This window comes from Streptomyces sp. T028 (genome assembly GCF_048159505.1).
Lineage (GTDB): Bacteria > Actinomycetota > Actinomycetes > Streptomycetales > Streptomycetaceae > Streptomyces.
On the sequence record NZ_JBLRVZ010000073.1, the window covers coordinates 1 to 14,061 of the forward strand.

General features: G+C 69.8%; 14 protein-coding genes. 10 read left to right on the forward strand and 4 right to left on the reverse strand.

Annotation, left to right across the window (positions count from 1 at the left end; all coding sequences use genetic code 11):
- Both ACLZN2_RS47335 and ACLZN2_RS47340 read left to right on the forward strand, forming a co-directional pair.
- Positions 1–494, forward strand: a 494-nt coding sequence (locus tag ACLZN2_RS47335) for a hypothetical protein (RefSeq protein WP_416986258.1), incomplete at its 5' end; no start/stop codon positions are given.
- 3 nt (positions 495–497) lie between these two features.
- Positions 498–1,160 (forward strand): hypothetical protein, encoded by a 663-nt coding sequence (locus ACLZN2_RS47340; protein WP_416986259.1) that lies wholly within the window; start codon positions 498–500, stop codon positions 1,158–1,160.
- A 186-nt stretch (positions 1,161–1,346) separates the two neighbouring features.
- Here the strand turns inward: ACLZN2_RS47340 and ACLZN2_RS47345 are convergent, their stop codons facing one another.
- Entirely contained in the window at positions 1,347–1,730 is a 384-nt protein-coding gene (locus ACLZN2_RS47345; protein WP_416986260.1) for a hypothetical protein, read from the reverse strand.
- Between the two features lie 148 nt (positions 1,731–1,878).
- On the opposite strand from ACLZN2_RS47345, the gene ACLZN2_RS47350 reads away from it, so the two are divergent.
- From ACLZN2_RS47350 to ACLZN2_RS47360, 3 genes are all read left to right on the forward strand, one after another.
- Positions 1,879–2,124: a hypothetical protein gene (locus ACLZN2_RS47350; RefSeq protein WP_416986261.1), complete on the forward strand. Its 246-nt coding sequence runs from the start codon at positions 1,879–1,881 to the stop codon at positions 2,122–2,124.
- A gap of 233 nt (positions 2,125–2,357) precedes the next feature.
- Positions 2,358–3,344 carry a DNA polymerase III subunit delta gene (gene holA / locus ACLZN2_RS47355; protein WP_416986262.1) on the forward strand — a complete coding sequence of 329 codons (987 nt, stop codon included), beginning with the start codon at positions 2,358–2,360 and terminating at the stop codon, positions 3,342–3,344.
- Positions 3,345–3,411: 67 nt separating this feature from the next.
- Positions 3,412–3,810 (forward strand): nuclear transport factor 2 family protein, encoded by a 399-nt coding sequence (locus tag ACLZN2_RS47360; RefSeq protein ID WP_416986263.1) that lies wholly within the window; start codon positions 3,412–3,414, stop codon positions 3,808–3,810.
- A 232-nt stretch (positions 3,811–4,042) separates the two neighbouring features.
- Here ACLZN2_RS47360 and rpsT read toward each other — a convergent pair whose 3' ends face one another.
- Positions 4,043–4,309 (reverse strand): 30S ribosomal protein S20, encoded by a 267-nt coding sequence (gene rpsT, locus ACLZN2_RS47365; RefSeq protein ID WP_416986264.1) that lies wholly within the window; start codon positions 4,307–4,309, stop codon positions 4,043–4,045.
- A 189-nt stretch (positions 4,310–4,498) separates the two neighbouring features.
- On the opposite strand from rpsT, the gene lepA reads away from it, so the two are divergent.
- The 5 genes from lepA to ACLZN2_RS47390 all read left to right on the forward strand — a co-directional run bounded on the left by lepA (position 4,499) and on the right by ACLZN2_RS47390 (position 12,456).
- Positions 4,499–6,367: a translation elongation factor 4 gene (gene lepA / locus ACLZN2_RS47370; RefSeq protein WP_416986265.1), complete on the forward strand. Its 1,869-nt coding sequence runs from the start codon at positions 4,499–4,501 to the stop codon at positions 6,365–6,367.
- 200 nt (positions 6,368–6,567) lie between these two features.
- Positions 6,568–8,445 carry an AMP-dependent synthetase/ligase gene (locus ACLZN2_RS47375; RefSeq protein ID WP_416986266.1) on the forward strand — a complete coding sequence of 626 codons (1,878 nt, stop codon included), beginning with the start codon at positions 6,568–6,570 and terminating at the stop codon, positions 8,443–8,445.
- 241 nt (positions 8,446–8,686) lie between these two features.
- Positions 8,687–10,555, forward strand: coding sequence for a SpoIIE family protein phosphatase (locus ACLZN2_RS47380; protein ID WP_416986267.1), 1,869 nt, complete (start codon positions 8,687–8,689; stop codon positions 10,553–10,555).
- A gap of 31 nt (positions 10,556–10,586) precedes the next feature.
- A complete protein-coding gene (hemW, locus tag ACLZN2_RS47385; RefSeq protein WP_416986268.1) occupies positions 10,587–11,819 on the forward strand; it encodes a radical SAM family heme chaperone HemW in 1,233 nt (410 codons plus the stop codon).
- 79 nt (positions 11,820–11,898) lie between these two features.
- Positions 11,899–12,456, forward strand: coding sequence for a Uma2 family endonuclease (locus tag ACLZN2_RS47390; protein ID WP_416986309.1), 558 nt, complete (start codon positions 11,899–11,901; stop codon positions 12,454–12,456).
- On the opposite strand, the gene ACLZN2_RS47395 is transcribed toward ACLZN2_RS47390, so the two are convergent.
- Together ACLZN2_RS47395 and ACLZN2_RS47400 are read right to left on the reverse strand one after the other, a co-directional pair.
- The gene (locus tag ACLZN2_RS47395) at positions 12,434–13,249 is read right to left on the reverse strand and encodes a DUF3097 domain-containing protein (RefSeq protein WP_416986269.1); all 816 of its coding nucleotides are present in this window, start codon (positions 13,247–13,249) and stop codon (positions 12,434–12,436) included. The two genes, ACLZN2_RS47390 and ACLZN2_RS47395, sit on opposite strands and share 23 nt — an antisense overlap.
- 42 nt (positions 13,250–13,291) lie before the next feature.
- Positions 13,292–14,008, reverse strand: a complete 717-nt coding sequence (locus tag ACLZN2_RS47400) for an MBL fold metallo-hydrolase (RefSeq protein ID WP_416986270.1) — start codon at positions 14,006–14,008, stop codon at positions 13,292–13,294.
- Positions 14,009–14,061: the final 53 nt, after the last annotated feature.

The window sequence follows — 14,061 nt, forward strand, 5'->3', positions numbered from 1 at the left end:
CGCGACAACCGGGCCGCTGGCCTGCCCACCATCAGCTCCGGAAAGCAAAAGGGTCCACCGACTCCGTCGGCGGACCCTCGCGAAAGATCGAGGCTAACAAGATGGGTGACCCCGAGATCCTCGCTCAGGAACTGGCCGACGCGGCAGCCGCCGGCGTGGCTCCCATCGACGCGGGGACTCGGGCATTTGAAGAGGCCCTGACCAACGGGGGAGAGTACCTTTGGGTCGTCGGAGCCGACGGCAGGTTGCGTATCATTCCCGAGGTGTCGTCCAAGATCAAGCACTCGGTGCTGTTCAACGGGGAGGACGTGCAGGGAGCCGGAAACGTTACGTTCGCGAATGGAAAACTCGCCCGGATCACGGATCAGAGTGGTCACTACTTCCCGTGGTTCGCCGAAGATACAAGTTCTTTTCTGCAGTCAGGAGTCGATTCCTTCCGGCGCTTGGGTGTTGTGTTCGAGGATGGCGCGATCCAGCCTCACAGTGAGTGGTAAACCGTGAACGAAGTGATGGAAACCTATCGGTCGCTCATCCGAGTCGAGGTATCTCGCCTCTCGGAAGCTCTTTGGCGTAATTCGCCGCCGAAGGCTCGAAAGCAGTGGATTCTTGCGATGCTTGACATCGCGATCACGGACTCGTATCGCGTTAATCAAGAGCGGGACGTCGACCTCGCTACGCGCCTTGGGTTCGCGTCACGACTACTGGATTTCCTGGATCGCGAACTGGGTGTTCGCAGTTGGGCGAACATTGCGCCTGAATACGTGAAGTTCTCCCGCAAGGCGATCGAGGACGGAGCTCTGAGAGTTCCTCCGAATCTTCAAGCGGATTACGTGGTCAGTCGAGCGCTCGACTCTTTCTCGCTCACGCGTGCGCAGGCGTTGCTGCTGGCCCAGGAGGAGCGTGAGCGCCACCTGGCAGCGCTGACCGCAGATCTGGAGGGAGAAGACTTCATTCGCGCTGTCCACCTCCAGAGAGGTCCCGAACTCTTCAACATACGGAACCTTCTGTCCTCTGTACGCTGGTTCCGAGGAAGGGTCGCCGACGCGGATCTCGCGGCAGAACTCGACGCATGGCTCGACATCTCTTCCGGCCTCATGCTCGGAGACACCGTGGCTCAGTTGCTGGCCGAGCGAATTCATAGGACTCGCGAGGATCCGTGACACCTTGCGAAAGCTCCGCCGCCTGACCGCTGTACCGCAAGCCTTGTCCAAATTATCCTCACCTCGCGACGCGGCCGGCTCGGAATGGAAATGGGCAAGGCTCAGCGAAAGTTTCCGGCCTCAGCGTCTACTTCGTCGCACGGCTGCCGTGGTCGTAACCCCACTGCTCTTCGCTGTGGCGGACTTCTACGATGGGCAGGATGGTGACTGTGGCGGGGAGGCGAGTTCCCGTGGTGTGCCCCCGGCGGGCGTGGGGATGTCGGTGAGCCGCGCGAGAAGGGCGTCGACGGCGATCTGGCCTTCGTCGACTGCGGCGCGTTCGTCCTCGGTCAGCGGGATGGAGGCGAGCATGCGCTGCAAGTTTTCCTTGGCTTCCAGGAGTTGGGCTTTGCTCGAGCCCTTGGGGGTGTAGAAGTCGCAGCGGGCGCAGGCCATCCGGTGCTGGCACTGTTCGAAGAAGGTATAGGTGCACCAGCCGTGGCCCAGGTCGTAGTACTGCCAGGGCTCGCCGGTGGCTGCCGCGCCGGAGGTGACGGCGTCGCGGTCGACGAGGACCTCGATGGTGCGCACGTTGCGGGCGAAGTAGCCGGCTTCGCTGTATGCCTTGGCCAGCGTCTTGGGGGAGATCTTCGCGTAGAACTGGGTTGAGCTGGGTGACCGGTGTCCGAGCCATGCCTGCAGCCCTGGGGGCGCTGTTCGGGTGCCGGAAAATGGCTCCGTGAGTGATGTGAGACATGTGCTGGTGCTGCCCGACCGTGATGCGGCGGAGGAGGTGGCTCAGGCGCTCGTGGAGCGGTTCGGGGTGCGTGAGGAGCCGTTGATCGTCCGGGACGCGTTGGCGGGGGAGGACGACGCGGAGGACGCGCAGTGGTTGGTGGTGCTGCGGGACGAGGAGGGGCGGCTCGGGGTGGAGGAGCTGGACGAGTTCGCGGGGGAGTGGGAGGGGTGGCGGGAGGAACCGTAGGTCGGTGCGGGCCGGGGGTGGGTCTTGCTTGCCCGCGCCTGCGGGGTGCCGCTGCGCCCACCCGTGCCGCCTGGGGGCACCTCCCAGGCCCTTGAGGCACTGGGGGAGGCACGATTGCCCGCAGCTACGCCGGCCGTACGGCGCCCGCAGCTACGCCGGCCGTACGGCGCCCGCAGCTGCGGCGGCCGTACGGCCGACATCCGCTGTCAGTGGCCCGTGCGATGCTGTACGCGATGGCCAGGAAGACTGCGAATGACGATGTTCTCGCCGCGGTGACGCTTGCCGTCGGGCAGGAGGAGTTGCTGCTCGACCGGGCGGTGCAGGAGGTGGTGGCCGCCGCCAGAGCCGCGGACGCCGACACGGACGTACGGGACCTGACCCCCGACCAACTGCAGCCCGGCACGCTCGCCGAGCTGACCAGCCCCTCGCTCTTCGCGGAGCGCAAGGTCGTGGTCGTACGCAATGCTCAGGATCTGTCCGCCGACACGGTCAAGGACGTGAGGGCCTACCTCTCGGCGCCCGCCGAGGAGATCACGCTGGTGCTGCTGCACGCCGGAGGGGTCAAGGGCAAGGCGCTGCTCGACGCCGCCCGCAAGGCAGGCGCGCGGGAGATCGCCTGTCCGAAGATGACCAAGCCGGCCGACCGGCTGGCGTTCGTGCGGCAGGAGTTCCGGGCGACGGGACGGTCCGCGACGCCCGAGGCGTGCCAGGCGCTCGTCGACGCCATCGGCAGCGATCTGCGCGAGCTGGCCTCGGCGGTGACCCAGCTGGTCGCCGATGCCGAGGGAACCATCGACGAGGCCGTCGTGGGGCGGTACTACACCGGCCGGGCCGAGGCGTCGAGCTTCACCGTGGCCGACCGGGCGGTGGAGGGCCGGGCCGCGGAGGCCCTGGAGGCGCTGCGCTGGTCGCTGGCCACCGGCGTCGCGCCCGTGCTGATCACCAGCGCCCTCGCACAGGGCGTGCGGGCCATCGGCAAGCTGTCCTCCGCGCGCGGCGGGCGGCCCGCCGATCTCGCGCGGGAGCTGGGCATGCCGCCGTGGAAGATCGACCGGGTGCGGCAGCAGATGCGGGGCTGGACGCCCGACGGGGTGGCGGCCGCGCTGCGGGCCGTGGCCGAGGCGGACGCCGGGGTCAAGGGCGGCGGGGACGACCCCGAGTACGCCCTGGAGAAGGCTGTGGTGGCCATCGCGCGGGCGGCCCGCTCCAGAGGACGGTAGGGACTCCGCAGAGGAGAATCGTGCGTATCAGCCCCATACCGCCTGACAAGGAGAGGTGGCGATCGCCGTGGCTGAGCACCCGCACGCGAAAATCGTCCGCGAGGGCTACGAGGCCTTCCAGCGCGGGGACATGGACACCCTGCGCTCCATGATGACCGGGGACTGTACGCACCACGTACCCGGCTCCCACCCGCTCTCCGGGGACTACAAGGGGATCGACTCGGTCCTGGGCGACTACTACGCCCAGCTCTACTCGGAGACCGGCGGGTCGTTCCGGGTCGAGCTGCGCAACCTGTTCGTCGACGGCCGCGGGCATGTCATGTCCGTGCACCACTTCACCGCCGACCGGGGCGGCAAGCACATCGACGAGATGGGCGGGATCGTCTTCCGGATCGTCGGAGACAAGATCAGCGACCTCGACGAGTGCCTCGCGGACATGGAGAAGGCGAACCAGTTCTGGTCGTGACCAGACCAAGGTCGTGACCACACCAAAGGTGGGGCATGCCGAAGGCCCCGGCCTCCGCCCTGGGGAAGGGTGGGAGGCCGGGGCCTTCGGTTGAAGCCGGTGAGCCCATACCCGCGTGGCGAACGCAGGCCGCGTACGGGCTCGGGGGCCGGTCGGGGGCGGATGAGAGAGGGCCCGCCCTGGGTCCTTCCGGCGGCTCGGATCCCGGGGGATCCGGTCAGACCAGAATGGTTCAGCCCTTGAGGGCCGCGACCTTGGAAGCCAGCGCCGACTTCTTGTTGGCGGCCTGGTTCTTGTGGATGACGCCCTTCGAGACGGCCTTGTCGAGCTGACGCGCGGCAGCGCGCTGGAGCTCGGTGGCCTTCTCGACGTCACCCGCGGCGGCGGCCTCGCGGGCCTTGCGGATCGCGGTCTTCAGGGAGGACTTGACGGCCTTGTTGCGCAGCCGAGCCTTCTCGTTGGTCTTGATCCGCTTGATCTGGGACTTGATGTTCGCCACGAAATAAGCCTCTTCTAATTCCTGGATTCCTTGGTGCCTCGCGCTGAGAGGGCATGAGACACAGCTGCCCACACTACCAGCGGGCCCGAGAGCGGCCCAAACCGGCTCCCGGCCGCCGCCCGTGGGACCATGGAGCCTACGTATCGATCCGACCCGAGGCATAAGGCGCCTCAAGAGACAGGACCCTGCGTGCCCGCGACCCCTAACAATGTGCCCGAGCCGAGCCGTACCGACCCGGCTCTGATCCGCAATTTCTGCATCATCGCGCACATCGACCACGGCAAGTCCACGCTCGCCGACCGGATGCTCCAGCTGACCGGTGTGGTCGAGCAGCGGCAGATGCGTGCTCAGTACCTCGACCGGATGGACATCGAGCGCGAGCGCGGTATCACGATCAAGTCCCAGGCGGTGCGGCTGCCGTGGGCTCCGACCCACGACAAGAACAACACGCACATCCTCAACATGATCGACACCCCGGGGCACGTCGACTTCACGTACGAGGTCTCGCGGTCGCTCGCGGCCTGTGAGGGGACCATCCTCCTCGTCGACGCCGCCCAGGGCATCGAGGCCCAGACCCTCGCCAACCTCTACCTGGCGATGGAGAACGACCTCACGATCATCCCGGTGCTCAACAAGATCGACCTTCCCGCGGCCCAGCCGGAGAAGTTCGCCGAGGAACTCGCCAACCTGGTCGGCTGCGACCCCGACGACGTGCTGCGGGTCTCCGCCAAGACCGGTGTCGGCGTGGACGCGCTGCTCGACAAGGTGGTCCGCGACATCCCGGCGCCGGTCGGCGTCAAGGACGCCCCCGCCCGCGCGATGATCTTCGACTCCGTCTACGACTCGTACCGGGGCGTGGTCACGTACGTCCGTGTCATCGACGGTCAGCTCAACAAGCGTGAGCGGATCAGGATGATGTCCACGGGCGCGACCCACGAGCTGCTGGAGATCGGCACCAACTCGCCCGAGATGCTGTCGGCCGACGGCCTCGGCGTCGGCGAGGTGGGCTATCTGATCACCGGTGTGAAGGACGTCCGCCAGTCCAAGGTCGGTGACACCGTCACCAGCCAGGTCAAGGGCGCGACCGAGGCCCTCGGCGGGTACAAGGACCCCAAGCCGATGGTCTTCTCCGGTCTGTATCCGCTGGACGGCTCCGACTACCCCGAGCTGCGCGAGGCCCTGGACAAGCTCCAGCTCAACGACGCCGCCCTGGTGTACGAGCCGGAGACCTCCGCCGCCCTCGGCTTCGGCTTCCGCGTCGGCTTCCTCGGCCTGCTCCACCTCGACGTGATCCGCGAGCGCCTGGAGCGCGAATTCGGCCTCGACCTGATCGCGACCGCGCCGAACGTGGTCTACCGCGTGGTCATGGAGGACCGCAGCGAGCACGTGGTCACCAACCCGAGCGAGTTCCCCGAGGGGAAGATCAGCGAGGTGTACGAGCCGGTCGTGCGCGCCACCATCCTGGCGCCGACCGAGTTCATCGGCTCGATCATGGAGCTGTGCCAGACCCGGCGCGGCACCCTGCTCGGCATGGACTACCTCTCCGAGGACCGGGTGGAGATCCGCTACACCCTGCCGCTCGCGGAGATCGTCTTCGACTTCTTCGACCAGCTGAAGTCGAAGACGCGCGGTTACGCCTCGCTGGACTACGAGCCCACCGGCGAGCAGACCTCCAGCCTGGTGAAGGTCGACATCCTGCTGCACGGCGACAAGGTGGACGCCTTCTCGGCGATCACCCACAAGGACGCCGCGTACGCCTACGGGGTGCGGCTCGTCGCCAAGCTGCGCGAGCTGATCCCGCGGCAGGCCTTCGAGGTGCCGATCCAGGCCGCCATCGGCTCCCGGGTGATCGCCCGCGAGACCATCCGCGCCATCCGCAAGGACGTCCTCGCCAAGTGCTACGGCGGCGACATCTCCCGTAAGCGGAAGCTGCTGGAGAAGCAGAAGGAAGGCAAGAAGCGGATGAAGATGGTGGGTTCCGTGGAGGTTCCGCAGGAAGCCTTCATCGCCGTCCTGAGCAGCGACGACAGCGCGGGCTCCGCCAAGGGCAAGAAGTAGCCCCTACCGACGCCTGGACTCCGGGCCCGCCGCGCGAGCGCACGGCGGGCCCGGTATTCGTTGTCTGGAGAAAGTGACAGTACGTGACCCCTTACGTGTCGGGCGGTCGCCCTCTAACCTGATCCCTGCTCGATAGTTACTCGCGAGTTAAACAACAGCCGCAAGAGCCAGCCGCGCCGTCGCGGGCCCCGGAGGATGTCGTGAGCGACACACAGACCCTGATCGAGAACCGTCCGCCGTCCGTCGCGGGCCTCTTCCTGGAGCGCGTGGCCGCCACGCCGGACGCCGAGGCATACCGCCATCCGGTGCCCGCCGCGTCCGGCGAGGGCCCCGACGACTGGAAGTCGCTGAGCTGGGCCCAGGCCGCCGAGCGGGTGTACGCGATCGCGGCCGGCCTCATCGAGCTGGGCGTGCAGCCCGAGCAGCGCGTCGCGCTCGCCTCGTCCACCCGGATCGAGTGGATCCTCGCCGACCTCGGCATCATGTGCGCCGGCGCCGCGACGACCACCGTCTACCCGCAGACCAACGCCGACGAATCGGCGTACATCCTCTCCGACTCCGAGAGCCGGGTGCTGATCGCCGAGGACGCGGCCCAGGTCGCCAAGGCCGTCGAGAAGCGCGCCGAACTGCCCGCGCTCACCCATGTGGTCGTCCTCGACCCGGCCGGCGTCGACACCGGCGAGGACTGGATCCTCACCCTCGACGAGCTGGAGAAGCGCGGCGCGGGCCGGCTGGAGAAGGACCCGCAGCTGATCAAGGAGCGGGTCGGCGCGATCACCAAGGACCAGCTCGCCACCCTCATCTACACCTCCGGCACCACCGGCCGCCCCAAGGGCGTGCGCCTCCCGCACGACAACTGGTCGTACATGGCCAAGGCCATCGCCGCGACCGGGCTGATCAGCGCCGAGGACGTGCAGTACCTGTGGCTGCCGCTCGCGCACGTCTTCGGCAAGGTGCTCACGTCCGGCCAGATCGAGGTCGGCCACGTCACCGCCGTCGACGGCCGCGTCGACAAGATCATCGAGAACCTTCCGGTCGTCCGGCCGACGTACATGGCGGCCGTGCCGCGCATCTTCGAGAAGGTCTACAACGGCATCGCCAACAAGGCCCGCGCGGGCGGCGGCGCCAAGTACAAGATCTTCCGCTGGGCGGCCGAGGTCGCCCGCGAGTACGCCAAGGTCAGCCAGGACAACTTCCGCCGCACCGGCACCGCGAGCGTCCCCTTCGGCCTCGCCGCCAAGCACAAGGCCGCCGACGCGCTGGTGTACGCCAAGATCCGCGAGGCGTTCGGCGGGCGGCTGCGCGCCTGTGTCTCCGGCTCCGTCGCCCTCGCCCCGGAGATCGGCTTCTTCTTCTCCGGCGCCGGCATCCACATCCTGGAGGGCTACGGCCTCACCGAGTCCTCCGCGGCCTCCTTCGTCAACCCCGGCGAGGCCTACCGCACCGGCACGGTCGGCAAGCCGCTGCCCGGCACGGAGGTGCGGATCGCCGAGGACGGCGAGATCCTGCTGCGCGGCCCCGGCATCATGGAGGGCTACCACGGGCTGCCCGAGAAGACCGCCGAGGTGCTGGAGGCCGACGGCTGGTTCCACACCGGTGACATCGGCGAGCTGTCGCCCGACGGCTATCTGCGGATCACCGACCGCAAGAAGGACCTGTTCAAGACCTCCGGCGGCAAGTACATCGCCCCCACCGAGGTCGAGGGTCAGTTCAAGTCCGTGTGCCCGTACGTCTCCAACATCCTCGTGCACGGCGCCGACCGGAACTTCTGCACCGCGCTCATCGCGCTGGACGAGGTGTCCATCCTCGGCTGGGCCCAGGAGAACGGGCTGGGGGGCAAGTCGTACGCCGAGGTCGTCGCCGCGCCGGAGACGGTCGCGCTCGTCGAGGGGTACGTCGCCGAGGTCAACGGCGGGCTGCAGAGGTGGCAGACGATCAAGAAGTTCCGGCTGCTGCCGCGGGATCTCGATGTGGAGCACGGGGAGATCACGCCGAGCCTGAAGCTGAAGCGGCCTGTTGTGGAGCGGGAGTACAAGCATCTGATCGAGGAGATGTACGAGGGGACGCGCGAGGCGTAGGGGCGGCTTGGGGTGCGTGGGCAGCTGCGGATGCGTTGTGGTTGCTCGCGCGGTTCCCCGCGCCCCTGGCGGTACTGCCGTCGCGTTGCTCGAAAGGTGACCTACTTTCGCTCCTCATCGAGCACATTCACACACGCGCAGCACCCTTCCCGTCCAACGTGATCCCCTTCGATCACTCACCGCATTTGGCCGGGATCCGTCTGTCACTCTGAGGGCATCCGAACTGCCCGGGGAGCTGCGCATGGGGGCCATTCCGACCCAGCGGGAGACCGTCTCCCTCGGTGCCGATGCGCCGTCGCCCGCGCCTCCGGTCGCCCGCGCCACCCTGGCCGGCGGCTCCCACGCGCCCGGCGTCGCGCGCGATCTGGTGCGGGCCGCGCTCTCGGAGTGGGGGGACCTTCCCGAACGCCTCGCCGACGACGTGATACTCGTCGTCAGCGAGCTCGTCACCAACGCCGTCGTGCACGCCGGCACCGACGTGGAACTGCTGTGCCGGCTGGAGGACGACCCGGAGCACGGACACGCGGTCGTCGTCGAGGTCGGCGACCACCACCCCTCCCGCGCCCCGCGCGACAACCCGCCCGAGACGCCGTACGAGACACCCGAGTACGGCCGCGGTCTGCGCCTGGTCGCCGCGCTCGCCGACGCGTGGGGAGTGACGTACCGCAGGGGCGCGAAGACGGTGTGGGCGCGGCTGCTGCCCCTGGCCCCCGAGCCGTACGCGACCGACGAGACGTACGGCGCCTCACCCGTCGCGCCCCTGGACCCCCTCCTCGAAGCGCTCGCCCCCGAACCGCAGCCCTCCTGCCGGGGCGGGAACTGGCTGAACCGAGGGGCCCTGTCGTTCCTCGCCGAGGCCTCCGACCTGCTTGCCGGGCAGCTCGACGAGGATCTCGTCGCCGCGCTCACCAGCCAGCTGCTGGTGCCCCGGCTCGCCGACTGGTGCGCGGTCTGGCTGGAGGACGAGGTCAGCGGACACGGCGGAGGCTGGGGCGAGTGGGCCGGCGGGCCCGGGCCGCGGCTGGCCCGGGTCTGGCACGGCGACGAGAGCCGTATCGAGGAGCTGCGCCGGGCCCTGGAGAAGGATCCGCCGCGCCCCGCGGAACCGCCCCGCTCGGGGCCCGAGCCCTTCCCCTGGCCCGGCGCGGCACTCGGCCCGTGCGGGACCGCGCTCGCCTACCGGCTGATCGTCGGCGGGCGCCCGCTCGGCACCCTCGTCATCGGACGGACCGGGACGAGCGCCTTCCCCGACGAGGTCACCGGGCTCGTCGAAGACCTCGGCCGCCGGGTGGCGCTGGCGATCGGCGCGGCCCGCCAGTACGCCCGCCAGGCCACCATCAGCGCCGTCCTCCAGCGCGGCCTGCTGCCCGGCGCGGTCGCCCGGATCCCCGGCGTGCGCAGCGCCCTCGTCCACGAGCCGCGCGAGCAGGGCGGCCCGAGCGGCGACTTCTACGACCTGTTCCCGGCGGGCGACGGCCGCTGGTGCTTCGCCATCGGCGACGTCCAGGGCAAGGGCCCGGAGGCGGCCGTCGTCATCGGCCTCGCCCGGCCCTGGCTGCGGCTGCTGGCCCGCGAGGGCTACGGCGTCGCCGACGTCCTGGACCGCCTCAACCACCTCCTCCTCGACGACGCCACCGAGGCCGCCGACGCCGCGGCCCGCGCCTTCGTCGGCCCCGCCGGACCCGGCGACGGCCCCCAGACCCGCTTCCTGTCCCTCCTCTACGGCGAGCTCGCCCCCTTCGAGGGCGGCGTCCGCTGCACCCTCGCCTCCGCCGGGCACCCGCTGCCGCTGCTCCTCGGCCCCGACGGCTCCGTCGCCACGGCCGCGCGCCCGCAGACCCTCCTCGGGGTCATCGAGGACGTGACGTACACCAGCGACGTGCTGGAGCTGCGGCACGGCGACAGCCTGCTGTGCGTCACCGACGGGGTCACCGAGCGGCGCTCGGGCATCCGCCAGTTCGACGACGGCGACGGGCTGGCCACCGCGCTCGCCGGGTGCGTGGGCCTGGACGCCGAGCTGATCGCCGAGCGCATCCGCCGGCTCGTGCACGAGTTCGGGGAGCATCCGCCGGAGGACGATCTGGCGCTGCTGGTGCTGCAGGCGGAATAGGTGTCGGCCGGGGTGCTGGACAATGGAGGACATGCCTTCCGCACTTCCCGACGGTGAGCCCGTCCCCGAGGACGGCGCGCTCCCGGCGCACGCGCTCACCGGCGCCGCCGACCGCCCCCTCGGGTTCTATCTGCACGTCCCCTACTGCGCGACCCGCTGCGGGTACTGCGACTTCAACACCTACACCGCCACCGAGCTGCGCGGCACCGGCGGCGTCCTCGCCTCCCGCGACAACTACGGCGACACCCTGATCGACGAGATACGGCTGGCCCGCAAGGTCCTCGGCGACGACCCGCGCGAGGTCCGCACGGTCTTCGTCGGCGGCGGTACGCCCACCCTGCTGGCCGCGGACGATCTCGTACGGATGCTGGGCGCCCTGCGCGACGAGTTCGGGCTCGCGGCGGACGCGGAGGTGACGACGGAGGCGAACCCGGAGTCGGTCGACCCCGCGTATCTGGCCACCCTCCGCGCGGGCGGCTTCAACCGGATCTCCTTCGGCATGCAGAGCGCGAAGCAGCATGTCCTGCGCGTGCTGGACCGGACCCACACGCCCGGACGCCCCGAGGCCTGCGTCGCGGAGGCGCGCGCGGCGGGCTTCGAGCACGTCAACCTCGACCTGATCTACGGCACTCCGGGCGAGTCCGACGACGACTGGCGGGCCTCCCTGGAGGCCGCGCTCGGCGCCGGGCCCGACCATGTCTCCGCCTACGCGCTGATCGTCGAGGAGGGCACCCAGCTGGCGCGGCGCATCCGGCGCGGGGAGGTCCCGATGACCGACGACGACGTCCACGCGGACCGCTATCTGATCGCCGAGGAGATGCTGTCGGCCGCCGGCTACGACTGGTACGAGGTCTCCAACTGGGCCACCTCGCCGGCGGCCCGCTGCCTCCACAACGAGCTGTACTGGCGCGGCGCCGACTGGTGGGGCGCGGGACCGGGGGCGCACTCGCACGTGGGCGGCGTGCGCTGGTGGAACGTGAAGCACCCGGGCGCGTATGCGGCGGCCCTCGCGGGCGGGCGCTCACCGGGTGCGGGGCGTGAGCTGCTCTCGGACGAGGACCGGCGGGTCGAGCGGATCCTGCTGGAGCTGCGGCTGCGGGACGGCGTACCGCTGGACCTGCTCCGGGAGGAGGGCCTGAAGGCTTCACACCGGGCGCTGGGGGAGGGGCTGCTGGCGCGGGGGCCGTACGACGAGGGGCGTGCCGTGCTGACCCTGCGGGGGCGGTTGCTGGCGGACGCGGTCGTCAGGGACTTGGTGGACTGATCACTCCGGCGGGTGAATCGGTGCGGGGAGGGGGTTCGGATCGGATCCCGATCCCTAGGGTGCCAGTGTGAATGATCAGATGCTGATCAAGTTCCTGGAGGACTTCGAGCCCCCGGAGGGCCTCAGAGCGGAACTGCTCCGGGGAGAGATCCTGCTGACGCGGAGCCCTGACCTGGTGCACAACAGGATCGTGGCCCAGGTACAGGACCAGATCCCGCACGAGCGCTGGTCGCGTCTCCAGACGCAGTCCGTCGACATGCTCGACGACGTCAGTGCGCCCGTTCCCGACTTGGTGGTGTTCGAGCGCGGTGCCGGCCCGGATCACGGCTGGCTGATGCCGTCGCATGTCGTGACCGCATTGGTGGAGGTCGTCTCCAAGACCGGTGTCGACCGCGACTACAGCGTCAAGCGCTCCATCTACGCGGCGGCCAAGGTGCCCGCGTATTTGATCACCGATCCCGTCATGGCCCAATGCGTGCTGCTCACCGAGCCCGTGGGACACGGAGAGGACGCGGACTACCACCGACAGCGAATCACCAAGTTCGGCGACCTCACGCCAATGGAACCCCTCGGCCTCGAACTGGACACCAGCGAATTCGCCGCGTACGAGAACGTCAGGCCCCACCGCTACCCGTAACAAAGTCGATCAGTTCCTCCACCCTCCCCAGCAGCGCCGGCTCCAGGTCCTTGTAGGAGTTGACCCGGGCCAGGATCGCCTGCCACACCGCCCCGGTGTTGTCCGACGGCCAGCCCAGCGCCCGGCACACCCCCGTCTTCCAGTCCTGGCCGTGCGGGACGCGCGGCCACCCCGCGATCCCCAGTGACGACGGTTTCACCGCCTCCCAGATGTCGATGTACGGGTGGCCCACGACCAGCGCGTGCTCGCTCGTCACCGACTGCGCGATACGGAACTCCTTCGTGCCCGGCAGCAAGTGGTCCACGAGGACTCCCAGGCGGGCGTCGGGGCCGGGGGCGAAGTCCTCGACGATCGACGGGAGGTCGTCCACGCCCTCCAGGTACTCCACCACCACGCCCTCGATGCGCAGGTCGTCGCCCCACACCTTCTCGACCAGCTCGGCGTCGTGCCGGCCCTCGACGTAGATACGGCCCGCGCGGGCCACCCGGGCGCGTGCCCCGGGGACGGCGACCGAACCGGAGGCGGTACGGGTGGGACGTACCGGAGCACCCGACGACGGACGTACGAGCGTCACCACGCGGCCCTCCAGAAGGAAGCCGCGTGGCTCCAGCGGGAACACCCGGTGCTTGCCGAAGCGGTCCTCCAGGGTCACCGTGCCCGCCTCGCAGCGGATCACCGCCCCGCAGAAGCCGGTGCCGGGCTCCTCCACCACCAGGCCGGGCTCCGCCGGGACCTCGGGGACGGGCTGCGGCTTCTTCCAGGGAGGGGTCAGATCCGGCGAGTACTGGCGCATTCGGATGACGATAGGAGAAGCACCGGCGCGATCACGCCCGTCTCAGCGCGACACGCCGAAACGTGCCGCCAGCTCGTCCCGCTGCCGCCGTACGAACGCCGCGTCCACCACCGCGCCATGCCCCGGCACGTACAGCGCGTCCTCGCCGCCGAGGGACAGCAGCCGGTCCAGGGCGGCGGGCCAGTGGGAGGGGACGGCGTCGGGGCCGGCCTGGGGATCGCCGGACTCCTCCACGAGGTCGCCGCAGAAGACGACCTCCGGGGTGCCGGGGACCAGGACGACGAGGTCGTGCGCGGTGTGCGCCGGGCCCACGTTCGCCAGCAGCACCTGGCGGCCTCCGCCCAGGTCGAGGGTCCACTCGCCGGAGACCTGGTGGCGGGGCCGGACCAGGGTGTCCGCCGCCTCCGTCGCCGTCGCCTCGTCCAGACCGTTGCGCACAGCGTCCGCCCGCAGCTCCTCCGCCCGGACCGTGTCCATGCCCACCGCGCCGTACACCTCCGCGCCCGCGAACGCCGCAGCGCCGAACACATGGTCGAAGTGTGGATGGGTGAGCGCGAGATGAGTCACACGCGCACCGGTCAGCTCCTCGGCCTCCGTCCGCAGCCGCACCCCCTCCGCCAGCCCCGACCCGGCGTCCACCATCAGCACCGCGCCCGCCCCGACGACCAGCCCCGCCGTGCAGTCCCAGCCCGGCAGACGGACCCGCCCGACCCCGGCCGCGATCCGCTCCCACCCCAGCTCTTCCCAAGTCACCGTCATACCGGGACGCTAACGGTAAGTCGTCACGGCGTCGGCCGACCTTGCCCCCGGTG

Coding starts and splice junctions, on each gene's coding strand:
- ACLZN2_RS47395 (WP_416986269.1), bottom strand. CDS start 13,249: ATGCGCCAGTACTCGCCGGATCTGACCCCTCCCTGGAAGAAGCCGCAG.
- holA (WP_416986262.1), top strand. CDS start 2,358: ATGGCCAGGAAGACTGCGAATGACGATGTTCTCGCCGCGGTGACGCTT.
- ACLZN2_RS47400 (WP_416986270.1), bottom strand. CDS start 14,008: ATGACGGTGACTTGGGAAGAGCTGGGGTGGGAGCGGATCGCGGCCGGG.
- ACLZN2_RS47380 (WP_416986267.1), top strand. CDS start 8,687: ATGGGGGCCATTCCGACCCAGCGGGAGACCGTCTCCCTCGGTGCCGAT.
- ACLZN2_RS47390 (WP_416986309.1), top strand. CDS start 11,899: ATGCTGATCAAGTTCCTGGAGGACTTCGAGCCCCCGGAGGGCCTCAGA.
- hemW (WP_416986268.1), top strand. CDS start 10,587: ATGCCTTCCGCACTTCCCGACGGTGAGCCCGTCCCCGAGGACGGCGCG.